This is a genomic window from Legionella tunisiensis (assembly GCF_000308315.1).
GTDB classification, from domain to species: domain Bacteria; phylum Pseudomonadota; class Gammaproteobacteria; order Legionellales; family Legionellaceae; genus Tatlockia; species Tatlockia tunisiensis.
The window spans coordinates 1-24,534 of the sequence record NZ_CALJ01000254.1 but is presented as its reverse complement, the minus strand read 5'-3'; the positions used below and the strand labels follow the sequence as shown (position 1 = coordinate 24,534).

Sequence of the window (24,534 nt, the reverse complement as noted above, 5' to 3'; positions counted from 1 at the left end):
AATCCATCTTCCAAAAATTAGATTGTCGAAATATAACCAGTGCAATTATTGTGGGGCTTCGGTTTGGGGTGATCAACACTGAGGATCTGTTGAGAGAATAGTAGATTGGTTTGATAATTGAAAATTCCGAAGGGGGACAGGTGGAGCATGTGGGGCGTACTTACCTAACTCGGCATCAAAGCAACGAGCCCAGTTTCAGAACGCTAAAGAAATTTGGCAACAGGCTGCAACAGCGCCGCTTTGCGCCTCAGATGACCTGTCTTGTGTCTCGTTATGTTAAGTTGATTGTGCCATCAAGCACCACACGATCTCGATTAATTAAAAAAGCCTCTTTCAGGAACAGTGTCATTAGCAGATGGAAATTCCTGGTACCTCTTATGGAAAATGCTATAGACTACCAAGCCCGTTGTTATGCTCGTAGAAATAGTCTCTGTCATCTCTGGGCTTGGATAAAATAAAGTCATTAGCGCCGCAGTCAACAAGCCTACACCACTTACTAGCATTGACGGGTTATCCAAAAAAAGGTTATATAGGGATGTAGAATCCGCCTAACATCATAATCTCTTAACATTTCTTCTGGTACCAATTGAATTACTTCGAGATTTTCATTAAGAGCTTCAATGATAACCTCTTTATCCCATCTGAATTCATCCCGTATCTCTGAAAAATTTAGCCCATTTTGTCTAACAGATGCAAGAATCACCTCTCTATCTTCTCGGAGCCTATTAGAAACACAAAATAAATTGAATGCACCATTAGAAGGAAATTGAAATCCTGCGAGAACAAAGTCGCGATTATCTAATAAGCGCTCAGAGGCATGTTGCATATAAGCAACATTAATAGACATAGCAAACAACATAAAGTGATAATTATCTAGGAATGCACTTGGAAGAGATATAGAAGATTTATTTCCTCTTTCAATTATGTAATTTTTGAGCATGATATAACTCTGAGAGAATTTTTCTAGATAATTGTTATCAGGGTAATATAGGATAGTTGGTTCATCGTTGAGGAAAAAATGTTTGCGAGCTAAAAACCATAAATAATTATTCGTAACTTGGTAAATCATTCTATCTGTTGAAGAAAAAGAGACAAGATCATCAAAAGTTAATTTTTTGCAATAAGATCTATCAACTCCGCAATTTGTAAAGTATTTGGCATAATATATCCTTAGAGATTGATAATTTGTTTAATATAATATCAAATACGTATTAAGTAGAGATTAATGCTTTTTCAATTTTTGGGCGTATTGCATAATCCACTCCATCCCGATCACGAATGCCCTCTTACAGCCCTTCGCCGTGAAAAATAACACTCTACATAGAGTTCAGTGACGATGATTTAGAACGTCTTTCGCCGCTGCTAACGCTTCTCTGGCAGCAGCTGATTTCAGTGATGATTCAGCGTTTGCCTGATTTAGCGGAAGAGCCTTTATAAATCAAAATATATTTTCCCAAAAGCCATGATATATTTGGTTCTTTAACTTTTCGGAGGGACATCTAATTCCTTCCAAAATACGTGATCTTTTGATGGCGCAAGAGTTTGACCCTCTAAAAATTGCCTTACTGGCTCAATATGATATCGGCCAAGTTTATAAACTAGATACTCTTTTTCTTTTTTACGAGGAGATCTTAAAGAGTTTCATCGAAAGATGAAATTGATTCAACGTAGAGCTTATGGATTTAAGAATTTTGAGGATTATAGAGTGAGAGTTAGAGTACTATGCGGTTAACTACGTGCCCCCGCAAATGGGCTGAATCTTCTACACATCTTGCCCGCAATCAGAAAACATGATCAAATTCACCTTTTAGTTTTAGGTGAAACATGGAATTGGCAGTTGAAAATGCGCAGGCTTGGTCAGAAGCAATATTTGGTTCAATTGAACTAGGCGATAAGCGTCTAACTAGACGCTTAATGCAAATTGGGAAACAGCTATCTTCTTTACCCGGCAGCTCATTATCTGAAAGTTGTGAGGGTCAAGATGCGTTATTAGAGGGAAGCTATCGCTTTTTACGCAATAAACGCGTTAGTGCCAAGCAAATTGCTGATGGGGGTTACCATGTAACAAGTTTATTATCCCAGTCAATTCCTACGATATTGGCAATAGAAGACACAACCACTCTGTCTTACACTCATCAAGTCAAAGAAGATTTAGGCGATTTAGGGGGGCCAAAAGAAAAAGTAATCGCGGGTTTCATGTACACACTACGCTATTAATGGATGCTGAAAAAGAAAAAACGATAGGTTTAATAGCTCAAAATCGCTGGTGCCGTCCTGTGGAGGAAAGAGGGAAAAAATTTCATCGACGAGTCAGGCAATATAGTGAAAAAGAAAGTTTTAAATGGGAAAAAATACGCGAGAACTAGAAAGCCGCCTAGGCTTAAAGATGGCAGATGTTATATCAGTATGTGATAGAGAGGCTGATATTTTTGAATACATCCAATATAAATTGGACCATAACCAACGTTTTATTGTTAGAGCAAACCATAATCGAAAGTTAGAACCCGGTGATAGTTATTTATTTGAATCTTTATCAAACGCTAGGTCTTTAGGAACTTATACTATTGAAGTGGCTCAGAAAGCAGGACGAAAAAAACGTCAAGTAGTGCTTGAATTGAAAACGACTTCTGTAACATTTTCCCCTTCCGAAAGACGCGCAAAAGACCGTCAATTAAAACCGATAACGGTAAATATTGTCATTGCTAAAGAGCAAGGTTGTGATGAAGTAGAAAGACTAGAATGGATTTTATTAACCTCAGAAGAAGTATCATCATTTGACTGTACACGCAAAATAACTCGTTATTATGAATTGCGGTGGCGCATTGAGGATTTTCACAAGGCGTGGAAAACAGGCGTGGGTGCCGAAGAGCAACGCATGCAATCAATTGAGAATTTAGAAAAGATGATTGTTATTCTCTCCTTTGTAGCCATTCGTTTACTGCAATTAAAAGAGCATTTTGAATACCCGGTTACTCTAAATATTGATGACAGTATTCTTTGTGAAGAATTATTATCTGAAACTGAATGGAAGGTATTGTGGAATAGTGTTGAAAAAACATCATTACCCGAAAACACTCCCACCGCCGCATGGGCTTATCAAGCAATAGCAAAACTTGGTGGATGGACAGACTCTAAAAGAACTGGCAAAGCAGCCTGGGCTACTATTTGGAAAGGTTGGTTTCGGCTAAGAGAAAGACTAGAGGGGCTTAGGATTGCAACAGCGATGATGAAGATGTGATCAAGAGACAGGCAAATGGGAAAGACCCTAAAAATGATTGTCGCATTTGGAGTTAAAACGCACCCTCGCGGATTCACCATAACTTATTGATTTTAATGGTGGCCAGAGGCAGAATCGAACTGCCGACACGAGGATTTTCAGTCCTCTGCTCTACCGACTGAGCTATCTGGCCGCGAGAGGTTGCTATTAAACTCCGAGAACGTTTCCGAGTCAAGGGGAGTTTATTATTTTTTGTAAAAAATAATCCTTGGCAAAGTGGTTGAATAACAGGCAATCGGAACGAGTTAATTTTGCCCGATTTCCGTCTCTTTTGCTGTTCGAGCAATAGGGTAGATGTGCCATGTAACAGTTTACTTCGCGTGTCGAAGTGATTGGTTTTGATAAGCAACAGCGATCTGGGTTCCTAAGAGAGCATTGTTTTTAATTAGCTCAATATTCGCTTTTAAACTTTGGCCAGCTGTTAAATCAGTGATGCGTTGCAGTAAGAAAGGAGTAATGGCTTTCCCATGGATATGTTTAGCCTCTTTTTGTGCTTGCTTGATGATTGGGATGATCTTATCGACCGGTATTTCTGCTTGTTTAGGAATGGGATTAGCAATCACGATACCATTGTTGATAGCGAGTTTGCGTTGATAATGCATCAATTTGGCGATTTCTTCAGGACTATCAAGACGGTGGACTAAGGGTATACCGCTTGAATGGCTATAAAAGGCTGGAAATTCATCAGTCTTATAACCAACAACAGCAACGCCATGTGTTTCTAACACTTCCAGCGTTTTGGGTAAATCGAGAATTGATTTTGCTCCAGAACAAATGACGGTCACTGGGGTAGTAGATAATTCAATTAAATCAGCTGAAATATCAAAACTCTCACCGGCATGGTAGTGCACCCCACCAATGCCGCCTGTAACAAAAAGCGGTAAACCGGCTAAATTGGCACAAAACATGGTGGCTGCTACGGTGGTACTGGCTGTTTTTTATTACTTAAGACAAAAGCAAGATCTCGCCGTGATGCTTTAATGACTTCTTCGCAATTAGCCAAATGCTCCATGAGTTTTTGATCAATACCAATATGAATTTTGCCTTGATAAAGGGCAAGAGTAGCTGGTATGGCACCATTGTCACGAATAAGTTGCTCTACAGCGGCTGCTGTAGCCAAATTGTCTGGGTAAGGCATGCCATGTGAAATGATGGTGGACTCTAACACCACAATGGGTTGTTGATTATGAAGTCCTTGACGGACTTCTTCCCCGATATGCAACAACTCATGAGACATAACGATTAACCTTCCTCATTGGGGACGAAACCGGATGGTTTCTCAGAGCCCTCGCCAAAAAAGTATTTTTGCATTTCATCATTAAGAAATTCACGTGCTTTCGGATCAATTAAACTCAAACGGTATTCATTAATAAGCATTGTTTGGTGAGACAGCCACATTTTCCATGCCTGCTTTGAAACATGATTAAAAATTTTTTCACCTAAGGGACCAGGAAACGGTGCTTTATCTAATCCTTCAGTTTCCTGATTTAATTTTGCACAAAAAACATGTCTTGTCATAATAGCCTTGACTCAAAATTTGTAAGAAGTCGATTATGCGGCAATGCTACTCTATCGGCAATGCTAACGATTAATCAGCACGGCACTTCGCTTGTGCCAGCATAATATGCTGTGAAAGTAATTGCTCTTGCTCCGCATTTAATTCTTCGAATTGTACTGCAGTACGATATTGCGTTTCACTATGGTATTGACTGTAAACAACGACTGCATCAAGTACAACAGGGAGCATCTTTGGCTTCGTATAAATGACTACTTTCATGTGTGTTTTTTCTTTAACACGATCTTTTGTTTTAAATGACATGCCGCCTAGACTAATATTCACTTTACGCAGATGAATTTTATCGCCAATTAAAAGATGACGAGCAAGATAATCAATTTTGGCGTTAATTAAGTTTAAATAATGGGCAAGTGCTGGTTCCTGCAAAGCAAGAGATTGAGTCAGTTCCGCCAACTCATAATCCAAACTTTGGAAATATTGGGTTGTTTCCAGGTAGCGTTTTCCGTTTTGTCCTAATAGTTCCTCGGTGATTGACTTGTCAGAACAAAATTCTCCGCTGGTTATTATTTTGTAATCGAAATAAACCTGGTCCTCGATGCGGAAGTGTTGACGTCTTTCATGTACAGGCATAATCACTCCATAAAATCCGTTTTAGAAGTATGAAAGCCAATTGTAATGATGGATTGACTTTAGGGTGGATACCATCACCTATAAGGAGTCATTTAAATCCGCACATTACGAGCTCTTATGTTAACTATAGACATAGATTGAGGTAGTTAGTAAAAAAGTGCAAAGAAGAGCAAATTTTTACTAAAGCGAAGGCTATTTTCTTTCTAAAAGAACACAATAGGATTTACGCAAAACTTCGCAATTGAGGCAAAACGTGCTTTTAATGAGGGAGGTTAGCTTAACGAAATGACTGAATTAAAATTCCTTAACGATAACCGAGATATTTGCTTAACAAGACCAACACCGTTAAATGCAAGGGATAGTAAGTATAGAAGAAATAGGGAAGACGGGGGAATGTCAGATCAAGCTTGGTAGCAAGAAGAATGATTGGAAGTGAGGCTAAGGCCCAGTTATTACCGTTAAAACGAGCAATCAGCAGGCAAAAAATACCGAGGCAATTAAGGCCGTAAGAGAAGGCTTTTTGCAATAAAACCAACAAGAAAGGCAGAAAGCAAGTCCTTGCCAGTTATATTCTACAAAAGCACCGCCAATGAAAAATAAAATAGAGCCAGAATAATATTATCTGCCCCTCCTTTTTCATAAAGAAACAGGCAGAGTGCAGCGATAAAAAAGCTAAACATGATATTAAAGGGATATATATGCTGCAAATATCGCATTGATATATAGGCTGGTGTGGCCAGTAAACCGAACAGGATTAAGTGTTTGAAAGCACGACCATAGGTTCCGTGGGCCAGCGCATTAGGTCGAGCCAGATTATAAGCAAAAATAAACGCAAATAAGGGCATGGCCAATCTGCCTATGCTCAGCGCAGTATAACTGCTTGTATTCCAAAAAATTCGATTGATATGATCAATGGTCATGGATAGCATGGCTAACCATTTCATGACTTCTAAAGTACCATTACTAATTTTAATCGAAGGAAGTGGATGAAAAATTCCCATTCTTGTTTCTGCGTTCAACAATCGCTTTCCTGCTTTTTTGCCAAAATCAACTAGAGTGAGTTACATTCCGCCAGTTTGAGCGTTTCGCTACGATAGTAGAAATGCAACAGCTAATTATTAACGTAGCTTGTCTGGAAATACAATCATTTTAACCATTACTAATGAAGGCAAAATCTTAAAATAAAAAAGCGATTAGTTAATCTTTCGTAATTGATAAAAAATTATTCAATTTTGTCATTTTCTGGTATTCCTGATGGCTATAATAAGCATGGGGAGACGTCTTTTTTAACGCAATGTAAGCGGTGCAACAAGTACGACTCGAACAGTTAAGGAGGACGATAGGACGCATCAGTTTGAATGGGCTGATATTGCTTGGCACAAGGGCTTGAGTATTGAGCTTTATTTAAGCCACTTGTTGTAGCAAGAAACGAAGAAGGAATAGCAATTTAATTAGCTCGATTATTTTAGGATGAAACATGAGCGAACATTATACGGCAAAGATTTATTGTGGAGCCGAAGAAATTGCCCAAAAATCGGGTGATGATATTGAACAATTGTATGTATGGCTTTTGGCTTCTGCTAATGGGCCTAACGGAGGGAGTCACGGAGAGATCATTGATAACGAAACTCAGCAAGTCGTGCGGCAATTTAAAAACAATCAGTAGAGTAGTAAGAATCTAAGGCATTGCCAGCAACATCAATCGTTCGCAGTTGCGAGAAACTATCCACAAAATCTGTGGATAACGTTGTGTATTGCTTGATGATGGATAGTCAATAACAATTAAGAATCAGCGATTAGACCATTAGTACTATATCAAGACGGCTTAAATTTCACTACAATAGGTTTTTATCAAAATTAAACCATGTATGTTTAAACCACTACCACTTTTTATTGGGCTGCGTTATACGCGGGCTAAAAAACGGAATCATTTTGTTTCTTTCATTTCACTCAGTTCCATGCTGGGAATTGCGATTGGTGTTATGGTGCTTATTACCGTTTTATCTGTTATGAACGGGTTTGATGAAGAAATTCATAAACGTTTTTTGGTATGGCGCCGGAAATTACTGTTAGCGGATATAATGGCAAGATCAGTGATTGGGCCAAGCTTGAGAAAGAGCTTAAAACAGTTCCAGGTGTTAAAGCGATTGCACCTTATGTGGGAGGACAAGGCTTGCTCACTCACGAGGGGCAAGTTTTACCTATCGTATTAACAGGTGTTATTCCCGCTCAGGAAGAGGCAATCACCCACCTTCAAGATAAATTATTGGCTGGTAATCTTGCTAATCTTAAAAATTTCGGCGTTATCCTGGGGCGCGGCCTGGCTGATAATTTGGGTGTTATGCTTGGAGACAAGGTAACTATTATGATTCCCCAGGCAACTGTAACGCCAGCTGGTATGATCCCACGTTTCAAACGCTTCACGGTTGTGGGGGGTTTTTTCTGCCGGAACAGGATTTAATTTTGATACAAAACTAGCGTTTATTAACCTGCAAGATGCCCAGAAATTATTGCAACTAGGGAATGATGTCACTGGGCTGAAGATGAAAATAGATAATATCTATAAAGCGCCAGCGATATCTGATCAACTAGCTGAGAAACTAGGTGAGGAATATCAGATTGGTAATTGGACGCGGGAGTTTGGTGCTTTTTTCCAGGCGGTGAAGCTGGAAAAAACAATGATGTTTCTGATTTTATTATTAATTATTGCAGTGGCTGCTTTTAACCTTGTTTCATCATTAGTCATGGTTGTTAATGATAAGCAATCTGAAATTGCGATATTGAGAACTATTGGAGCGACTCCTTCAACTATTCTGTGGATATTTATTGTTCAAGGTATGATGGTGGGATTTGTAGGGACTTTGCTAGGACTCCTCGGTGGTATTCTGCTGGCATCGAATGCAACAACCATCGTTAATGCTTTACAATCCCTCTTCCATACACAGATCTTGTCCTCAAATATCTATTTTGTCGATTACCTACCTTCAAAAATTATGTTCAGTGACTTATGGCAAATATGTGCTGTGGCGATGTTGATGAGCTTCGTTGCGACTATCTATCCAGCCTGGCGTGCCTCAAAAACGGTCATAGCGGAGGCCTTACATTATGAGTAAAATAATTTTTGATTGCCAAAATCTGCGTAAAACCTACCATGATGGTACCGCCTCAGTCGACGTATTGAAGGGAATCAATTTTACTATTAATCATGGCGACCGAATTGCGATTGTAGGACCTTCGGGTTCTGGTAAAAGTACCTTATTGCATTTATTGGGTGGTCTGGATAAACCGACTGCTGGAAAAATCCTCATGCAGGATGTTGATTGGCAAAATCTATCTGAGAAACAACGTTGTAAAGTACGTAATCATCGTTTGGGTTTTGTGTATCAATTTCATCATTTGTTACCTGAGTTTACTGCATTAGAAAATGTGGCTATGCCTTTATTATTGGCCGATAAAATGATTCCTGAGGCTCAAGAGCAAGCGGAAGCCATCCTAAAACAGGTAGGACTTGCTAAACGACTCAGTCATAAACCTTCGCAATTGTCCGGCGGTGAGCGGCAACGAGTAGCCATTGCCAGAGCGTTGGTGCACCAACCGCAATGTGTTTTAGCAGATGAGCCTACAGGTAATTTAGATAATGCTACTGCTACCCAAGTTTTTGATTTAATGCTGCAATTGAATGAAAAATTAAATACAGCTTTGATTATAGTTACACATGACATACAATTGGCCGGCAAGATGGATAAAACACTGACTATTCAGGATGGTTTCCTTGCTTAGCTTTACTCATCGATAGCGCGAAAAGCCCTCGGTTGAGTTTGTATTAAATGTTGTGGAGATGTTGTTATGTCGACCAAAAATGTTCAGGCTCCAAAGCCTATTGTAAACAAGGTATTAGAGCGTGTTAAAGAGCAAGAAGAAAGAAATCATACTCTTATGACTCAAGCAGAGTGGCCTGCTCAGGGCGGCTTGTTTGGGAGAGCAAATCATAATCGTCCCAAGGATCAGCAACCAGAAGATATACCGGTTGTAGCGCTAGGTAAGAAATAATTCTAATCATTTATATAGCTTGGTGGGTGTGAGAAATCTGTCACATAGCTCACCAGGTGTTCAAGCCCGCTCCGCTGAAACCCCCTACATAGCTTTGTACTGTAGTTTTTTGTAGCCTTGATGGAGGCCACGACATCAAGGGAAACTGTTCTTTGAGGAATAAACTAACCTTGATGTTGCAAAGTGCCATCAAGGCTAGCTGTTAAAACCTGACGATACAAAAATACCCAGGCTCTCATTAATAATCTGCATGTCCCGGTGTACGTGGGAAGGGTATAACGTCCCGAACATTACCAACGCCGGTCACATAGCTCACCAGACGCTCAAAGCCCAAGCCAAATCCTGCGTGTGGTACTGTACCGTAGCGGCGAAGATCTCGATACCATTGATAATGTTCTTTATTGAGATTGCATTCCTCCATGCGCTTATCAAGAATATCTAAGCGCTCCTCACGCTGGCTTCCACCAATAATCTCACCTATGCCTGGTGCTAATACATCCATTGCAGCAACTGTACGGCCATCATCATTCAGGCGCATATAAAAACCCTTAATTTCCTGCGGGTAATTCGTGATGATCACCGGTTTTTTACAAAGCTCTTCAGCCAGATAGCGCTCATGCTCTGATTGCAGATCAAGTCCCCAGCTGACTGGATATTCAAATTTCCGATCGGCCTTTTCTAAGGCAACGATGGCATCAGAATAAGTCATGATTTCGAACTCGGATTGAATAATGTGTTCCAGACGCTCAATACAACCGGGTGCCACAAATTGATTAAAGAAATCCATGTCATCCTGACGTTCATCCAGGACGGTTTTACACAAATAACGCAGCATTTCCTGACTTAGCCCGCAAATATCATGCAGGGTAGCGAAAGCGATTTCAGGTTCTATCATCCAGAACTCGGCTAAATGGCGGCTGGTGTTTGAATTTTCTGCACGGAACGTCGGACCAAAGGTGTAAACTTTTGACATCGCCAAACAGTATGCTTCAACGTTTAATTGCCCAGACACCGTTAAGAACGATTCGCGGCCAAAAAATCCTTCGTGAAATCAACTTGGCCTTGTGCTGTTTTAGGCAAGTTAAGTAAGTCTAATGTGCTCACGCGAAACATTTCGCCCGCACCTTCACAATCACTTGCGGTAATGATGGGGGTATGGATCCAAAAATAGCCGCGTTCACGAAAGAACTGATGGATTGCTTGGCCTAAACAGTCACGAATACGGGTTACAGCACTGATGGTATTAGTACGTGGGCGCAAGTGAGCGACTTCACGTAAAATTCAAGCGTGTGTCGTTTTGCTTGAATCGGATAACTGTCAGGATTATCTACCCAGCCAACCACGTCCACCTGTTCAGCTTGGATTTCAAAAGATTGGCCTTTACCTTGTGATACAACCAATTTGCCGGTGACAATGATCGAACAACCAGCAGTGAGTTTCAAAATTTCATTCTGATAGTTTGCAATATTATCGCTGACAACAATTTGAATTCCTGCAAAGCAAGAGCCATCATGTAAATTGATAAAAGATAAACCTGCTTTTGAGTCGCGTCGTGTTTTTACCCAACCGCGAACGGTGAGTGTTTGATCAACACTGGCTTCACCATCCAAGCATTGTTTTATTGCATAGACCTCTGTCATGATGTACTCCAAAAACATAAAATAGTCATTAGATTTGCTTACTATAGACAGTCGCTATTGTAATGTCCGCGCCTCATGCGCTTGCATGTGAGGGCGCTTTCAACAAATCTGGTTGCATCCCACTATACTAATGAGCGGGGTAGGCAACAATAAAAACTCGATAATACACTAAATGAAAACAATGGGGGAACACCTATGTGGCGAGGAGTTGTACTGTTTTTACTATTTTTATTGCCATTTTATCTATTTGCTCAAGATACGGAATTAAAATTTTATCGCCCTTTTGGTGAGGTAAATCAGCAAGCACCGCTGGTCGTTAAAAAAGAAGTAAAAGGCCAATGTTGGCAACAGTCAGAACGAATTAAAAGAGAAGATGCTTGGCGTTGTGTAGTAGGGGATAAAACGTATGATCCTTGTTTTATCAAACAATTTGGTTCGCATACACAGGCTTTATGCCCGCAATCGCCGTGGGTTGGGGATAGTGTGCAAATTGATCTGCCAGCCGCAGTGGATAATAGTCAGCATATAGAGTTGAATATGGCAGAGACGTTGCCTTGGGCGCTTGAGCTAACGACAGGAGAAAAATGCCAAGCTGTTGATAAAGGTGATTTTTTTGATGGTTTACCAATCCGTTACCATTGTGATAGCCAAACCGTCTTACTTGGCCATATACAGCGTTGCAAAGCAAGTTGGAGTATTTTACAACGCACCCCAACGGGTGTGTCCACTGCTTGGGTGGCAAGAGCCTGGTTTTAAATGATATTCTTTTCTGGTTAAGTAAAAATAATGGGTGTTTAGATTTTGCCTGGCTAGTAGAAGTGTAAATACCCCCTATAATAATGAGGTAATCACTGTTTATGGAGTGAACTATGTTTACTGCTCTGTTTCATTCTCTTATTTTCTCGCAGATTTTAGGTTTGTATTTTATTATTGTGGCTATCATTATGATGATTAGAATCGATTTTTATCGTCATTTTATAATGAATTTGAAAGCGGGCAGTGGTGTTATTATTTTGGCTGCATCCTTTTCTTTGATAGCGGGATTAATGTTAGTCATTGTGCATAATATCTGGGTTTTAGAGCCGCAGATTATCATTACTCTGTTGGGTTGGTTCTTGGTTATCCTGGCAATACTATGGCTTTTAATCCCGGAAAAAATGACGCACTATAGTCGATTGGTATATAGTGGGAAAGGGTATTATGTACTTGTTCTTTTTTCCATGTTTATTGGTATCCTGTTACTTACCAAAGGATTTTACCATTACATTTGAAGCCCAAAATTCTGGTGTCAGAACGCCATGAGTGATTCATTGTAATCACTCATAAGGTGCTGCATCTCTGAATGGTGTAAGGTTAAGGCAATGCGTATTAATCTCACTAATAATCGGATAATTAGCCATCGAAAAACCAAAACGATTAGCGTTGTAGACCTGTGGAATAAGGCAAATATCCGCCATGCTCACTTCATTACCATAGCAGAATTGATTTTTGTGTGGGATCATTTGTAATCGTTGTTCTAACGCCTCAAAACCAAGTTTTAACCAATGATGGTACCAATCCTGGATCTGTTGTTCATCCGCTTGAAATTGTTCACGCAGGCGAGTTAGCACACGTAAATTATTAAGAGGATGCATGTCACAGGCAACAGTCAATGCCATGCTTCTGACCTGTGCCCGACCTAAAGGATGCTGCGGTAACAGGGGAGGAGCAGGATTCATCTCATCTAAATACTCAATAATCGCTAATGATTGACTGATAATATGCCCATTTTCATCTAGAGTAGGGACTAGGCCTTGAGGGTTCAACTGCAAGTAATCCGGGTGCCGTTGTTCACCACCATGATTTATCAAATGCACAGCCAGTGTTTCATAACTAATATTCTTAATATTTAAAGCAATACGTACGCGATAACTGGCAGTAGAGCGATAATAATCATAGAGTTTCATTTTCTGGCCCTTTGTAACGAGTCACGGTTTGCTCAATAGCCCCGAATAGGGATTGCCCTTGTTGATTCAGCATTTCGATACGAATCGTATCGCCATATTGCATAAAGGGTGTTTGTGCTTTGCCTTCAGCAATCACTTCGAGCATGCGCTTTTCGGCAATGCAGGAAGAGCCTTTACTGCGATCCACATTAGAAACGGTTCCAGAGCCGATAATGGTTCCAGCCGCCAAATCCCTTGTTTTAGCAGCATGAGCAATCAACTCAGGAAAGGAAAAAGTCATATCAACACCGGCATCAGGTTGACCAAATAATGTCTTATTAAGATGACTGAGCAAGGGCAAATGGACACGTTGACCATCCCAGTGTTGTTCTAATTCATCAGGAGTAATCGCTACAGGAGAAAAACTGCTGGCCGGTTTTGACTGAAAAAACCAAAGCCTTTGTTTAATTCACCAGGAATCAGATTGCGTAGGGACACATCATTAACCAGCATCAGTAATTTGATATGTTTGGCAGCTTGCTGAGAATCTATACCCATGGGGACATCATCGGTAATCACTGCCACTTCCGCTTCAAAATCAACGCCGTAGGCTTCATCAGCGACTAATATAGGGCCGGTTGGATCAAGAAAACAATCGGATCCCCCTTGATATATCAGAGGATTGGTCCAAAAATCAGCAGGCAGTTCTGCACCTCTCGCCTTCCTTACCAACTCCACATGATTAACGTAAGCACTGCCGTCAGCCCATTGATAAGCGCGAGGCAAGGGGGACGCAAAATCATCAGGGTTAAAAGAGAAGGCAGAATGAGTCTGTCCTTCATTAAGTTCCTGATAGATTTCTTGCAAAGGTTTTTCTACTTCCTGCCATCGTTCTATTGCAGATTGCAGGGTTTTAGCAATATGACCAACTTTAGTTGCCAAGGTCAATGCTTGATTAACCACACATAATTCCCCGTCGCGACAATTTGCTGTTCTTAAGCTGGCTAATTTCATAATAGTCCCTCAATGTGTTTCTTGTAAGGTGCCTCTTTTAATTTGATCGCGTTCGATGGCCTCAAACAAGGCTTGGAAATTACCCTCGCCAAAACCTTGATTTCCGCGGCGCTGAATAATTTCAAAAAACACAGGTCCAAAGATATTTTCGGTGAAAATCTGGAGTAACAAACCTGCTTTGGCGTCTTTTTCGCCATCAATCAAAATGCGTTCCTGTTGCAATTTTGCCAAGGGTTCTTTCTGCCAGGGAATACGGTGATCGACCATTTCATAATAGGTATCTGGAACGTCGAGAAAAGCGACTCCATGCTCTCTCAACGTATGGACTGTAGTATAAATGTCCTCTGTATTAAGGGCGATATGTTGAATGCCCTCGCCGCGGTATTCATGCAAGAACTCTTCAATTTGTGATTGATCGTCTTTGGATTCATTCAAAGGAATTTTAATTTTGCCGCAGGGGCTTCCCAACGCTCTACTGACAAGGCCTGTCATCTGTCCTTTAATGTTAAAAAAACGGATTTCGCGGAAATTAAAAATAGATTCGTAGAAATGGGCCCATTTATCCATATTACCGCGATAAACATTATGAGTTAGATGATCAATAAACGTTAAACCACAGCCATGAATGGCTTGAGTCACTGTTGGTTTGTGTTGCCAGTGCTCGGCAAAAGGATGATGTTGTTCATCCACAAAATAAATCACACTGCCGCCAATCGCCTGAATAGCGGGCAAACCATGATCGGCATGTGTGCAATCTTGAAAAGGAGTTGCACCATGTTTTAGCGCATAGGCATAAGCTGCTTGTGCGTCGTGTACGCGAAAACCCATCGCACAGGCGCCGGCGCCATGGGTAGCGGCATGCTGTTGTGCCTGACAATCACTGGCAGCATTCACTATAAATTGAATTTGTCCTTGTTGATAAAGTGTAATCTCTTGATTTTTATGCGTAGCAACAATTTCGAAACCCATTTCACTAAATTGCTTATGCAAAACGGTTTTATCAGGACCAGAGAATTCCAAAAAAGCAAAACCGTTTAGTCCACAGGGATTGTTTGTACTATTTTCATTCATTGCCTAACTCCTTGTTGGTCTATAGTCCAGCCAGAACTAAGGACGTGGTTTGACTAAAAATAATCCGTCAGCAATAGCTAACAAGCTGATATATACGCGGTCATCTTGTTTTAAAAATTCATTTAGTCGGCGGATTTCGCGCGTTTGTCCCCCGGTTTCTTGTTTATCGATTACTTTACCATTCCAAAAAATGTTGTCTATGGCGATAAGGCCTTTAGGACTGACTAATTGCAGCGCCAGTTCATAATAATTCAGGTAATTTGTTTTATCAGCATCAATAAAAATAAAATCAAAACTATGGGAATGGCCTTGCTGTAGTAAATCGTGCAACGAATTTAAGGCCGGTCCTAAGCGTAATTCTATTTTTTATCTTGTTTGGCTTCGCGCCAAAAAGGGAATGCTGTTGCTGTCCATTCGGCATTGATATCACAGGTGATTAATTGTCCATCGTCAGGTAAAGCCAAGGCCATTGCTAAGGCACTATAACCTGTGAAAGTTCCCAGTTCCAGTACTTTGCGCGCGTTAATCATGTGCAATAAAAACTGCATGAATTGCGCTTGCTCAGGCGACACTTGCATATTGGCAAGCGGTAGTTTTGCTGTTTCTTCACGTAAAGCTTGCATGACAGGATGTTCTCGTAAAGAAATATCCAACATGTAATCATACAGAGCAGGGGTTAGACTTAAATGCTTCATCAATAAACCTTCTCACTAAACCATAACCTCTGAGCTAGAGGTCATGGATTTTAAGGAAATTTAAGCCAATTTTTCTTGGGCCAAGGTATCGGCTATTTCACTGGTAGAGCGATTTTCTTGTTGTGAACGAGTGAAAATCTGTAGCAGCGCTGTACCAATACTATCGATTTGTTGGCTGACCTTATGCTCTGGTGTATGTAAATATTTACTGGCCGCAAAGATTAATCCACCGGCGTTAATGACATAATCGGTTGCATATAGAATGCCTTTATCATGTAAAAGTTGGCCGTGATAGCTATGTGCCAATTGATTATTCGCAGCGCCGGCAATAATAGTGGTTTGCAATTGATTGATGCTGATGTCATTAATGATGGCACCTAGAGCACAAGGTGCAAAGACATCGCAAGGTACTTTATGGATCGTTTCGGTAGGAACTGCAACAGCACCGAATTCGCGTACGGCACGTTCAACCGCCAGGCTGTTAACATCGGCTACTGTTAATTGGACGCCTAATTCATGTAAATGTTCTGCTAACAGGTAACCAACATGTCCTAAACCTTGAATAGCAATATGTAACCCGCGGAGGTGATTTTTACCCAACTTAAATTCTACCGCAGCCTGGATTCCTCTTAATATGCCTTTGGCAGTAGAGGGAGACGGATCGCCATTATGACTTGACAAACTAGCGACATAGGGGGTGTGTTGAGCAATAATATCCATGTCACTTAATAAAGTACCGCTGTCTAAAGCAGTAATATATCGTCCACCCAATTGGTTAACAAATCGACCAAAAGAGTGCATATAAGCCTCACGATCGAACGGTTTGGAGGGTTTAATAATAACTGCTTTTCCTCCGCCAAGGGGGAGATTAACAGACGCTGCTTTATAGCTCATTCCTCTGGCCAGACGCATGGCATCCAGGATAGCACTCTCTGTATTAGGGTATTCAATAAACCGACAACCACCTAGTGCAGGACCGAGTTTGGTGTTATTGATAGCAACAATCGCCTTCATGCCCGTTTCACTATCCACTTTAAAATGTATATCACCAAAGCCGTGTGAAAGTGCGTAATCAAGAAAATCACCTTGTTCGGTTGTGGGTGATTCATTTTTTTCATTGTATCAACGGACATCATTTATAAAACTCCCTTGGTATTCTCGTGCACATGTTATAGACCGATTTGACTCCTAAATCAATGGAAGTTAGCGTTATAAACGAATTGGAAGCCATCCATGCATGGTGTAAACTGGTTTGCAGGAATTAATTTCGGAGACATACATGAAAAAACTAGCTGGGATGCTTGCTTTGACACTGGTTGGCGGTTTGTCCTACGCCATTACACCTCCACCGAAGACGGTGTTGGATAAGGTAATGTATCAGGTTTCTGCTAAACAATGGGTGACTACCAAGACCGCCTTGTTGACAGTGAATATTAATGCAACGTTAACGAATGCGGATTTGGTTAAAGCCCGTGCTGATATTATGTCTAACTTGGCTAAAATTGCTGGTGGAGAATGGCATTTAACGCAGTTTGATCGCTCTCAGGATAGCTCCGGATTGGAAAAGCTCTATGTGGTTGCGCAAGCGCGAGTACCTCAGGCCAGTTTGACTGATATTTACAAAAATGCCAAAAATGTGAGTAAACCGGGTGCAACTTATGACATCGGGGCAGTGGAATTTAAACCAAGCCTGGAAGAAATTCAGCAAATTAAAGCGCAGTTGCGCCAGCGTTTATATGAAGAAGTAAAAACAGAAGTAGGGCAATTAAATAAAGTTTACCCCAATCAAAATTACAGCCTTAATCGCTTAATTTTTCTGGATGGAGAGGTTGCGGCATCACAACCGAGAGCTTATAAAGAAGCAAATACTATGTTTACAGCGGCAGTTGCTGCTCCTGCTCCTGCACTGACAGTCAGCAATGAATTGGTCATGAGTGCACTTGTGGAGTTGGCGTCAAATAGGCAAGAGGGTAATACAGTTGCAAACACAAGTAATTGAGAAGGTAATTGGCCATCGCGGTGCGGCGGCTTATGCTCCGGAAAATACCTTGGCTTCATTTGATAAAGCCTTAACATTAGGGTGTCACTATGTTGAGTTTGACGTCATGCTCAGTGCAGATGGTGAACCCTTTGTTTTTCATGATGAAAGCCTTAAGCGAACCACCAATGGCAAAGGGGAACTGGGACGAGTAGACGCGGAGTATTTGCAATCGCTCGATGCAGGCCGTTGGTTTTCCAGTAATTACTCTGGTGAAAAGATCCCGCATTTTCGTGATGTATTGCAATGGTTAACGTTTACAGATGTAAAAGCGAATATTGAAATAAAACCTTATCCAGGCAGTGCTGAGCAAACAACGGCTGTTGTTCTGGCCCATATTCATCGCTATTGGCCTCGAGGCAAACCCTTACCCTTGGTATCGAGTTTTGAATTGTCTGCGCTGGCTCTGTGTCGTACCCTCGCTCCAGAAATGCCTTTGGGCTTACTTTTAGATGAGTGGGATAAGGACTGGTTAAAAAAGGCCAAAGAGCTGCAATGTTATTCTGTGCATGTTAATAAACGCGCCCTGAACGCTGCTCGAGTAAAGCAAATCAAAGAGCAAGGTTACGTGTTGTTTGTTTATACGGTGAATCGCAAAAAATTAGCAAACAAACTGTTTGATTGGGGTGTTGATGCCGTGTTTAGTGATTATCCTGATCTTTTATCATGTCGCTAGACTTCTTGCGAAGCCCTACTGTATTGGTGTATTGCCTCGTTGATAGAGGACTCCAATCCTTAAGTATTGGTACGATTCTCCACTCTCTTGCTTTTTCAACAAGATAACGGGCTTCAAACGATGTTTATTGTGTCTCTTCTTCGTATTATTTTTTTAATTCCCTTCAGTAGCTCAGCAAAAACCGAACTCGTTATGTGGTATTCACTTGCCGGGCATTTGGGTGCTGAAGTGAAACATTTAGCAACGGATTTTAATCATAGCCAAAATGATTACACGGTAAAACTGGTTTATAAAGGAGAGTATATCGAGGCGATAACAAGCTTTGCCGCCGCTTTTCGCGCTAAACAGCCTCCTGCAATCGTACAAATTTTTGAGGTAGGTACCGCAACCATGCTTTATCCACAAGGGATTACCAAGCCCTTGGATGAATTGATGCAAGAGCAAGGGTTTGTTTTACCTAAAGACCATTTTTTACCTGCGTTGCGTGCTTTTTACAGTGAGGCAGACCGTTTATTGGCGATGCCATTTAATACCTCTATTCCAGTTATATATTACAATGCCGATGCTTTGGCGAAAGCGGGCTATTCTGTGTTTCCAAGTACCTGGGATGAGATGGAAGTGCTGGCTGCCAAGCTAAGACAGATTGGTTATGCCTGTGCTTATACAACAGCGTATCCTGCCTGGATACAAATCGAATCCTTTTCTGCCATCCATGGGTTGCCAATGCTTGATGCAGAACGAGCAATAGTTAGTTACAACAATCCAGCGGTTATTAACCATCTTGAGCGGTTAAAAAATGGCAACAAAAGCATTATTTTGAGTATGGTGGGCGTACTAGCGATGCAACGGTTTTATTTACGAGTGGACGATGCCCTTTATTCAGCCAGTCATCGGGAGCCTATAATAGTTTATCCGAATTGGTTAATTTTCGGCTAGGGGTGGCAGCATTACCGTTGGATACGCAAGCGAGTTCAAGACGATACAACAATGTTACCGGTGGTGCCGCTTTGTGGGCAGTTGCTGGGCAAACAGCGGAAGTTTATCGTGGGATTGCTGCCTTTTTTGCTTATATTGCCCAACCTAAAGTACAGCAGCATTGGCATCAAGAAACGGGTTATTTACCTTTGGGAATCAACGGTATTTATGCTGGGTTGGCGCAAGAAAGCAAACATCCCGTACTGAAGCTTGCCCAGGCTGATTTAATGGGGCTGCAGGCTAAACAAACAATCGTTAATTTTGGCCCTCAGAATCAAATTCGAATCATTAATGATGAAGCGCTAGAGGCCATATTTTCTGGAATAAAAACACCTGCAGAAGCAATGAACGAAGCTGAAAAGCGCGCGAACTATGCCTTGATGCGTTTTGTGCGTAATACGAAAGAATAATATTAACATATCCTCTCAATAGTTACTGCTAGGGCAGGCTTTGCAATCTAAAAACTAACCTTGTAGTAAACTGGATTATCAGGAAAAATTTCATGGGTTTCTATTTGCTCTTCGAGCATAGGCATTGGTAAAGGATAGTTTAGGAAGTGTTTTCTTTCTCCAATCGCTTGTTTCAATGTTTGTCTGTCTGTATTAAGACTCGTGTGTATCTCTCTAATATAGTTGGCAACAAATTTAGCCTGGACAGAAGTGAGTGTTTTATTTTTAAAATGCAGTTGAATGTTGCGTTCCAAACCCATATGCAGTTGTATATAGTTGCTCCAGGAATTCTCTATCGATCGCTGAATAATCACTCTACGGGGATCGCAATTTCCAATATAGGCCAAGAGTTTTTCAAAAAAGGGACAATGTCTGTGTTCCAAATATGATTGAATGTTTCAAAATCTTGTTCAAATAATTTCTGATCCATCGATATCTAGTTCTTCATGATTTGAAAAGAGGAGATAATAACAAAAAACAAAAAAGATCACATTGATATTTATTTGAATATTTAGTGACTCGTGTTTTATGCCTTATTGTGTCTGCTCTATCTGCGAAGCTAAAATAAGATAATTATTGAAGAGACTCTATTGAATCAGGAGAAGAAAATAGTGCGCAATTATTTATGGCAAATTAAAAAATCATTTTATCGATGTTTGGTCATAAAACAATTGGTGCTCGGGCTTTGGTTATTAATGAGGATAAAGTGTTGTTGGTAAAACATAGCTATACGCCTGGCTGGTATACGATTGGCGGAGCGGTGGAAAAGGGCGAAACGCCTATAGAGGCTGTTCAGCGAGAACTTTTTGAAGAAGTTGGGGTAAAGTGTTTGACTCTGCCCAAATTATTCAGTGTTTACCATAATCACCGGGAAAAAGGGATGACTATGTTGTGTTTTATCTCGTCGATAAATTTGAAAAGAATTGGTCAGTTCTGCGGAAATTTTAGATGCTCAATGGTTTGAATTACACGCTCTTCCGCACGACATCTCACCTGCCACGCAACGTCGAATTGACGAGTACATTGGAGCCCGCAAAGTGGACGAGCGTTGGTAATTTTTGCTTGGTTTTGACTCGGTTTCACCTATCGCTTAACATAATTTGATCGTTTTCTTAACAATATGTTAATAATTTACGGTTTATAATGCTTCTATTCGTTATAAGCACGATAGGAAGCCGTATGCCTATTACCGTCACTATTCCGAGCCCTTCCATTACCATTCTCGTGTTGAGAGGTGATGGCATCAAAGGAGTGGGTTATGTGGGCGCCTTACAAGTTCTCAACGAAAAAATGTAATACCCACTTTAACGACTGTGGCCGGAAGTTCAGCCGGTGCGATTACCGCGATGCTGATAGCGCTCGGATATAGTCAAAAAGAAATTGAAGATGAATTGAGATCCCTGGATTTCAGTCAATTCATGGATCATCCTAATACGTTTTTCAACCGTATTACCGGCGGTGTTTTTTCTGGATTGAAAGGACTTCTTGGCTATAAACATGGATTTTACCAAGGAGAAGTATTGCGCCAGTGGTTGGAAGAGAAAGTAGAGGCAAAACTAGGTAAAAAGAACGCTACTTTTCAGGATTTGCAAAACGCAATTAAAAAAATCAAGAAGAACAAAATTTAGAAAAAGAAATCAGTTTAAGGAATTAATTGTTACTGGAACGAATTTGCAAACTGAGAAAACTGATATTTTTTCTGCCGCAACAACACCTGACTTGCCCATTGCTCACGCGGTAAGAATTTCATCGTCAATTCCTGCTTTTTTGAAACGGTTTATCTTAATAAAAAACAGGTCAAATTGAACACGATATGACCGCTGAAAAAGCAAGAGATCCTAACTATGTTCCTTACGTTGATGGTGGTCTGTTAGATAATTTTCCTATCGAATACTTTTCCGATGAACGATATGCTTCTTCCTATGGAATAAATAATGGCATTAATCCTAGTGTCTTAGGATTACGTATTGACAGTTCTTTTGAAACCAATGCCATTTGGAATAAAACGTCAAAACAATCACAGGAATGGGATTTGTGGTGTTGGTTGCAAGCGGTTATTTCCAGTCCGATAGAAGATACTAATAAATTGGATAAATATGGATTTCAAATTATTTCGAGTAATGATTTAGGTATTAGTGGTACTAATTTTGCGTTGAATGAAAAAGGTAAAGAGAGATTAATTCAAAAAGCAAACGAAGCGACCGCTGCCTATTACAAACATTACATTGAAGGTAGTGCTTATGAAATACTGACTTTCAAGACAAAAGAAGAGTTGGATTATCACTATAATGCGGCGAAAAGTGAATTAACCTATCTCGAGGGATTAAAATCATTCCGTTCTCTAAAACCAGATGAAGAGCGACGAGTCAGCTATTTGAAAGATGTTTTAATACCTGCTTATCACAAAACGTTAGACACGTTGGTTGATTCCGTCAAAGAAAAACCTGAGGACATGGTTAATTCGGAAAAAGAATTACCTTTGGAGGCCGGAATTGCTCACCCCAAGGCTACACCTGTATCGTTAAAGCAACTCCCTACTTTTTTCAACCTCTTCAAACCAAAGCAGTACCATGTGTGGAGCTGGAGAGAAGCGACATCGTTTCTGCGGCGCCAGCGGCGTAAGTCGGGTCAGGGCACGACCGCTATGGGTAGATACTGTCTTTAAAAACAAGCGAAATTTTCATTAAAAGGTTGTTTGTTTTTAAGAACACCAAAGCTAATATGAGCTAGTTTGCGCATAACAGCACAGACGATTGTTTTTGGTGTTTTACCTTTTTCCTGCAGTCTATTTACAAAGCTATGTAGAGCTTTGTTATATCGTTTGGCGACTAAAGCAGCCATATAGAGAGCCTTTCTTAAGCGACTATCGCCGAGCCTGGATATGGTGGTTTTGCCGCTGAAGGTGCCTGATTGATGTTGTTTTGGAGTAATGCCGATATAGGCAGCGAACTGTTTAGCAGTTTGAAAGGAATGAATATCAGGCATACGGGCGAGGATATAGTAAGAGGTGAGTTTGCCGATGCCTTTAATTGACATTAATAATTCCAATTTTTCTTTAAGTTGCTGGTTATTAGTAATCAGCTCATCGATTTTTTCTGGATACATTCTATTTCCTGCTCCAATTTCTGAATCATTTTCTTTAAGGAATTTTGGGCTGCAGTACCTCGAATACTATGTAATTGGTTGGTTAATTGGGTTACTTGTGCTTTGAGCATATCAAGCACTTTGGTTAGTTCTTTCATCTCCTTTTGTTCTGTTGGAGTAGATTGATAAAGTCGTGGCTCCATACGTTGACTAAATTGAGCAATAAGCTTAGCGTCAACCCTGTCATTTTTATTGCGTGCCAAAGAAGCTCTAGCAAAACTCTTAATTTGAAAAGGATTAATTACGCTCACACGAATACCTTTCCTGACTAAGAAATCAGCTAATTCTTCACTGTAATGCCCCGTTGTTTCCATACAGACCCAAGGAGAAACTGTAGACTGATTTAAATACTTTAAAAACTCGTTATGACCCTGACTGGTATTCGAGAAAACAGCATGCTTATAGCGATTGTTAATACATAGAGAACTATCAAATTTATCTTTGGCAATATCTACGCCTACAAATTCATATACACTCATGCTAATCTCCGATGGGCTGTAAAATACTTGGGGTTATTTATCGTTGACCAAGCTTGCGAATACAGGCTTACTTTGACGAGCGGCCTAAGATACTGTTCGGTCGATTGATAAGTGGGGAGAAGGGCCTAATCTACAAAACAGGCTTTTTGCCTTGCCTGGGTACAAGCTCTCTTCTCCCATCCCAAGTGCCCTTGAGATTAAGCATTTCTGCTTACCGTTTAAAGATACAAGCCTGGGTGAAACGAAGTGAAACCCGGGTTACGGTCTTGCAGACCTTCACCCAGGCTATGTTTACTTCGAGGTTAAGTTGATGGCGCCGCGAACAGAATTAATTTCATTCATTATGTATAATTTGTTTACAAAAATTATTAATCAAGATATACTGTATTCCACATTGACATAAACATTACAGAGCAAAAGACATATGAATCGATTATGTATCGCATGCAAAAATGGCAACTTAAAAGAATTGGAAATAGAATTATTAAACGGTGCTGACCCTACAGCCGATCGTAATTTAGCCGTAAGGTTGGCAGCCAGAAACGGGCATCTTGACGTGGTTAACCGATTATTAGAATTCGATGGCGTTGACCCTGCAGACGATGATAATGAAGCAATAATCTGGGCAGCCCATAATGGGCATCTTGACGTTGTGAATCGATTATTAGCGATAGAAGGGGTCGACCCTGCTGCTGATAATAATTTAGTAATAGGATATGCAGCCTCAAAGGGTCATCTTGACATTGTGAACCGATTGTTAGAATGCGATGGCGTTGCCCCCGCAGCTAGAAACAATGCAGCAATAAGATGGGCTGCCGCAAACGGACACCTTGATGTTGTGAATCGACTATTAGAAATTGATGGTGTTGACCCTAGCGATGGGAATAATGAAGCCATAAAAAAGCGGCTGCAGACGGGCATAAAAAAGTGGTTCTAACGCTGTTCGACTTTATAA

Annotated in this window: 22 protein-coding genes, 1 tRNA gene and 9 pseudogenes; 16 read left to right on the top strand and 16 right to left on the bottom strand. The window is 40.7% G+C overall.

Annotated elements, in window-relative coordinates:
• Positions 1–496: 496 nt before the first annotated feature.
• Complete coding sequence (locus BN58_RS15730; protein ID WP_019217628.1) at positions 497–1,069, bottom strand: DUF4116 domain-containing protein; 573 nt, start codon at positions 1,067–1,069, stop codon at positions 497–499.
• A gap of 564 nt (positions 1,070–1,633) precedes the next feature.
• On the opposite strand from BN58_RS15730, the pseudogene BN58_RS31130 reads away from it, so the two are divergent.
• Both BN58_RS31130 and BN58_RS26215 read left to right on the top strand, forming a co-directional pair.
• Positions 1,634–1,732: pseudogene (locus BN58_RS31130) on the top strand (transposase); the annotation flags it as partial.
• 92 nt (positions 1,733–1,824) lie between these two features.
• Positions 1,825–3,238: pseudogene (locus tag BN58_RS26215) on the top strand (IS4 family transposase).
• 96 nt (positions 3,239–3,334) lie between these two features.
• On the opposite strand, the gene BN58_RS15715 reads toward BN58_RS26215, so the two are convergent.
• The 6 genes and pseudogenes from BN58_RS15715 to BN58_RS36470 form a co-directional block, all read right to left on the bottom strand.
• Positions 3,335–3,410: transfer RNA gene (locus BN58_RS15715), tRNA-Phe, on the bottom strand.
• A 178-nt stretch (positions 3,411–3,588) separates the two neighbouring features.
• A pseudogene (locus BN58_RS26210) lies at positions 3,589–4,514 on the bottom strand (pseudouridine-5'-phosphate glycosidase).
• A 5-nt stretch (positions 4,515–4,519) separates the two neighbouring features.
• Positions 4,520–4,795 carry an oxidative damage protection protein gene (locus BN58_RS15705; RefSeq protein WP_019217624.1) on the bottom strand — a complete coding sequence of 92 codons (276 nt, stop codon included), beginning with the start codon at positions 4,793–4,795 and terminating at the stop codon, positions 4,520–4,522.
• A gap of 70 nt (positions 4,796–4,865) precedes the next feature.
• On the bottom strand, positions 4,866–5,423 hold the full coding sequence (locus BN58_RS15700; protein WP_019217623.1) for a PilZ domain-containing protein: 558 nt from the start codon (positions 5,421–5,423) through the stop codon (positions 4,866–4,868).
• Between the two features lie 304 nt (positions 5,424–5,727).
• A complete protein-coding gene (locus tag BN58_RS36475) occupies positions 5,728–5,958 on the bottom strand; it encodes a TraX family protein (RefSeq protein ID WP_269570364.1) in 231 nt (76 codons plus the stop codon).
• A gap of 37 nt (positions 5,959–5,995) precedes the next feature.
• The gene (locus BN58_RS36470) at positions 5,996–6,445 is read right to left on the bottom strand and encodes a TraX family protein (RefSeq protein ID WP_156812569.1); all 450 of its coding nucleotides are present in this window, start codon (positions 6,443–6,445) and stop codon (positions 5,996–5,998) included.
• Between the two features lie 455 nt (positions 6,446–6,900).
• On the opposite strand from BN58_RS36470, the gene BN58_RS15690 reads away from it, so the two are divergent.
• The 4 genes and pseudogenes from BN58_RS15690 (at position 6,901) to BN58_RS15675 (ending at position 9,473) form a co-directional block, all read left to right on the top strand.
• Complete coding sequence (locus tag BN58_RS15690) at positions 6,901–7,089, top strand: hypothetical protein (RefSeq protein WP_019217622.1); 189 nt, start codon at positions 6,901–6,903, stop codon at positions 7,087–7,089.
• A 202-nt stretch (positions 7,090–7,291) separates the two neighbouring features.
• Positions 7,292–8,536: pseudogene (locus BN58_RS26200) on the top strand (lipoprotein-releasing ABC transporter permease subunit).
• Complete coding sequence (gene lolD / locus BN58_RS15680) at positions 8,529–9,203, top strand: lipoprotein-releasing ABC transporter ATP-binding protein LolD (RefSeq protein ID WP_019217621.1); 675 nt, start codon at positions 8,529–8,531, stop codon at positions 9,201–9,203. The pseudogene BN58_RS26200 and the gene lolD overlap by 8 nt, the downstream one beginning before the upstream one ends.
• 66 nt (positions 9,204–9,269) lie before the next feature.
• Positions 9,270–9,473: a hypothetical protein gene (locus BN58_RS15675; protein ID WP_019217620.1), complete on the top strand. Its 204-nt coding sequence runs from the start codon at positions 9,270–9,272 to the stop codon at positions 9,471–9,473.
• A gap of 238 nt (positions 9,474–9,711) precedes the next feature.
• Here BN58_RS15675 and asnS read toward each other — a convergent pair.
• A pseudogene (gene asnS / locus BN58_RS26195) lies at positions 9,712–11,113 on the bottom strand (asparagine--tRNA ligase).
• 195 nt (positions 11,114–11,308) lie between these two features.
• Here asnS and BN58_RS15665 point away from each other — a divergent pair.
• A complete protein-coding gene (locus BN58_RS15665; RefSeq protein WP_019217619.1) occupies positions 11,309–11,869 on the top strand; it encodes a hypothetical protein in 561 nt (186 codons plus the stop codon).
• Between the two features lie 113 nt (positions 11,870–11,982).
• Positions 11,983–12,384 carry a hypothetical protein gene (locus BN58_RS15660; RefSeq protein ID WP_019217618.1) on the top strand — a complete coding sequence of 134 codons (402 nt, stop codon included), beginning with the start codon at positions 11,983–11,985 and terminating at the stop codon, positions 12,382–12,384.
• A 45-nt stretch (positions 12,385–12,429) separates the two neighbouring features.
• On the opposite strand, the gene maiA is transcribed toward BN58_RS15660, so the two are convergent.
• The 5 genes and pseudogenes from maiA to BN58_RS26180 form a co-directional block, all read right to left on the bottom strand.
• Complete coding sequence (gene maiA, locus BN58_RS15655; protein ID WP_019217617.1) at positions 12,430–13,059, bottom strand: maleylacetoacetate isomerase; 630 nt, start codon at positions 13,057–13,059, stop codon at positions 12,430–12,432.
• Positions 13,046–14,052: pseudogene (locus tag BN58_RS37185) on the bottom strand (fumarylacetoacetate hydrolase family protein). The gene maiA and the pseudogene BN58_RS37185 overlap by 14 nt, the downstream one beginning before the upstream one ends.
• A 9-nt stretch (positions 14,053–14,061) precedes the next feature.
• Positions 14,062–15,123 (bottom strand): 4-hydroxyphenylpyruvate dioxygenase, encoded by a 1,062-nt coding sequence (gene hppD / locus BN58_RS15645; protein ID WP_019217616.1) that lies wholly within the window; start codon positions 15,121–15,123, stop codon positions 14,062–14,064.
• A 36-nt stretch (positions 15,124–15,159) separates the two neighbouring features.
• Positions 15,160–15,818, bottom strand: a pseudogene (locus BN58_RS26185) (class I SAM-dependent methyltransferase).
• 60 nt (positions 15,819–15,878) lie between these two features.
• Positions 15,879–16,954: pseudogene (locus tag BN58_RS26180) on the bottom strand (Leu/Phe/Val dehydrogenase).
• 143 nt (positions 16,955–17,097) lie between these two features.
• On the opposite strand from BN58_RS26180, the gene BN58_RS15630 reads away from it, so the two are divergent.
• From BN58_RS15630 to BN58_RS37955, 3 genes and pseudogenes are all read left to right on the top strand, one after another.
• Complete coding sequence (locus BN58_RS15630) at positions 17,098–17,817, top strand: hypothetical protein (protein ID WP_019217614.1); 720 nt, start codon at positions 17,098–17,100, stop codon at positions 17,815–17,817.
• Positions 17,798–18,532 carry a glycerophosphodiester phosphodiesterase gene (ugpQ, locus tag BN58_RS15625; RefSeq protein ID WP_019217613.1) on the top strand — a complete coding sequence of 245 codons (735 nt, stop codon included), beginning with the start codon at positions 17,798–17,800 and terminating at the stop codon, positions 18,530–18,532. The genes BN58_RS15630 and ugpQ overlap by 20 nt, the downstream gene beginning before the upstream one ends.
• A 120-nt stretch (positions 18,533–18,652) precedes the next feature.
• Positions 18,653–19,917: pseudogene (locus BN58_RS37955) on the top strand (extracellular solute-binding protein).
• Positions 19,918–19,964: 47 nt separating this feature from the next.
• Here BN58_RS37955 and BN58_RS15615 read toward each other — a convergent pair.
• Complete coding sequence (locus BN58_RS15615; protein WP_019217612.1) at positions 19,965–20,216, bottom strand: hypothetical protein; 252 nt, start codon at positions 20,214–20,216, stop codon at positions 19,965–19,967.
• A gap of 392 nt (positions 20,217–20,608) precedes the next feature.
• Here BN58_RS15615 and BN58_RS26170 point away from each other — a divergent pair, with 392 nt between their 5' ends.
• From BN58_RS26170 to BN58_RS15595, 4 genes are all read left to right on the top strand, one after another.
• Complete coding sequence (locus BN58_RS26170) at positions 20,609–20,920, top strand: NUDIX domain-containing protein (protein ID WP_051131935.1); 312 nt, start codon at positions 20,609–20,611, stop codon at positions 20,918–20,920.
• Between the two features lie 179 nt (positions 20,921–21,099).
• Positions 21,100–21,252, top strand: coding sequence for a hypothetical protein (locus BN58_RS31125; RefSeq protein ID WP_156812567.1), 153 nt, complete (start codon positions 21,100–21,102; stop codon positions 21,250–21,252).
• Between the two features lie 17 nt (positions 21,253–21,269).
• Positions 21,270–21,584 (top strand): patatin-like phospholipase family protein, encoded by a 315-nt coding sequence (locus tag BN58_RS15600; protein WP_198009941.1) that lies wholly within the window; start codon positions 21,270–21,272, stop codon positions 21,582–21,584.
• A 185-nt stretch (positions 21,585–21,769) separates the two neighbouring features.
• Positions 21,770–22,621: a hypothetical protein gene (locus BN58_RS15595; RefSeq protein ID WP_019217609.1), complete on the top strand. Its 852-nt coding sequence runs from the start codon at positions 21,770–21,772 to the stop codon at positions 22,619–22,621.
• Here BN58_RS15595 and BN58_RS28955 read toward each other — a convergent pair.
• Complete coding sequence (locus BN58_RS28955) at positions 22,618–23,061, bottom strand: IS110 family transposase (RefSeq protein ID WP_051131934.1); 444 nt, start codon at positions 23,059–23,061, stop codon at positions 22,618–22,620. The two genes, BN58_RS15595 and BN58_RS28955, sit on opposite strands and share 4 nt — an antisense overlap.
• Entirely contained in the window at positions 23,034–23,579 is a 546-nt protein-coding gene (locus BN58_RS28950; RefSeq protein ID WP_051131933.1) for an IS110 family transposase, read from the bottom strand. The genes BN58_RS28955 and BN58_RS28950 overlap by 28 nt, the downstream gene beginning before the upstream one ends.
• A gap of 424 nt (positions 23,580–24,003) precedes the next feature.
• Between BN58_RS28950 and BN58_RS15585 the strand changes: the two genes are divergently transcribed.
• Positions 24,004–24,516 (top strand): ankyrin repeat domain-containing protein, encoded by a 513-nt coding sequence (locus BN58_RS15585; protein ID WP_019217608.1) that lies wholly within the window; start codon positions 24,004–24,006, stop codon positions 24,514–24,516.
• Positions 24,517–24,534 lie beyond the last annotated feature (18 nt).

Bases quoted from the DNA above. Each gene is read 5' to 3' on its own strand.
- BN58_RS15730 (WP_019217628.1), bottom strand. From the start codon at position 1,069: ATGATTTACCAAGTTACGAATAATTATTTATGGTTTTTAGCTCGCAAA.
- BN58_RS15705 (WP_019217624.1), bottom strand. From the start codon at position 4,795: ATGACAAGACATGTTTTTTGTGCAAAATTAAATCAGGAAACTGAAGGA.
- BN58_RS15700 (WP_019217623.1), bottom strand. From the start codon at position 5,423: ATGCCTGTACATGAAAGACGTCAACACTTCCGCATCGAGGACCAGGTT.
- BN58_RS15690 (WP_019217622.1), top strand. From the start codon at position 6,901: ATGAGCGAACATTATACGGCAAAGATTTATTGTGGAGCCGAAGAAATT.
- lolD (WP_019217621.1), top strand. From the start codon at position 8,529: ATGAGTAAAATAATTTTTGATTGCCAAAATCTGCGTAAAACCTACCAT.
- BN58_RS15675 (WP_019217620.1), top strand. From the start codon at position 9,270: ATGTCGACCAAAAATGTTCAGGCTCCAAAGCCTATTGTAAACAAGGTA.
- BN58_RS15665 (WP_019217619.1), top strand. From the start codon at position 11,309: ATGTGGCGAGGAGTTGTACTGTTTTTACTATTTTTATTGCCATTTTAT.
- BN58_RS15660 (WP_019217618.1), top strand. From the start codon at position 11,983: ATGTTTACTGCTCTGTTTCATTCTCTTATTTTCTCGCAGATTTTAGGT.
- maiA (WP_019217617.1), bottom strand. From the start codon at position 13,059: ATGAAACTCTATGATTATTATCGCTCTACTGCCAGTTATCGCGTACGT.
- hppD (WP_019217616.1), bottom strand. From the start codon at position 15,123: ATGAATGAAAATAGTACAAACAATCCCTGTGGACTAAACGGTTTTGCT.
- BN58_RS15630 (WP_019217614.1), top strand. From the start codon at position 17,098: ATGAAAAAACTAGCTGGGATGCTTGCTTTGACACTGGTTGGCGGTTTG.
- BN58_RS15615 (WP_019217612.1), bottom strand. From the start codon at position 20,216: ATGGGTTTGGAACGCAACATTCAACTGCATTTTAAAAATAAAACACTC.
- BN58_RS26170 (WP_051131935.1), top strand. From the start codon at position 20,609: ATGTTTGGTCATAAAACAATTGGTGCTCGGGCTTTGGTTATTAATGAG.
- BN58_RS31125 (WP_156812567.1), top strand. From the start codon at position 21,100: ATGCTTCTATTCGTTATAAGCACGATAGGAAGCCGTATGCCTATTACC.
- BN58_RS15595 (WP_019217609.1), top strand. From the start codon at position 21,770: ATGACCGCTGAAAAAGCAAGAGATCCTAACTATGTTCCTTACGTTGAT.
- BN58_RS28955 (WP_051131934.1), bottom strand. From the start codon at position 23,061: ATGTATCCAGAAAAAATCGATGAGCTGATTACTAATAACCAGCAACTT.
- BN58_RS28950 (WP_051131933.1), bottom strand. From the start codon at position 23,579: ATGAGTGTATATGAATTTGTAGGCGTAGATATTGCCAAAGATAAATTT.
- BN58_RS15585 (WP_019217608.1), top strand. From the start codon at position 24,004: ATGAATCGATTATGTATCGCATGCAAAAATGGCAACTTAAAAGAATTG.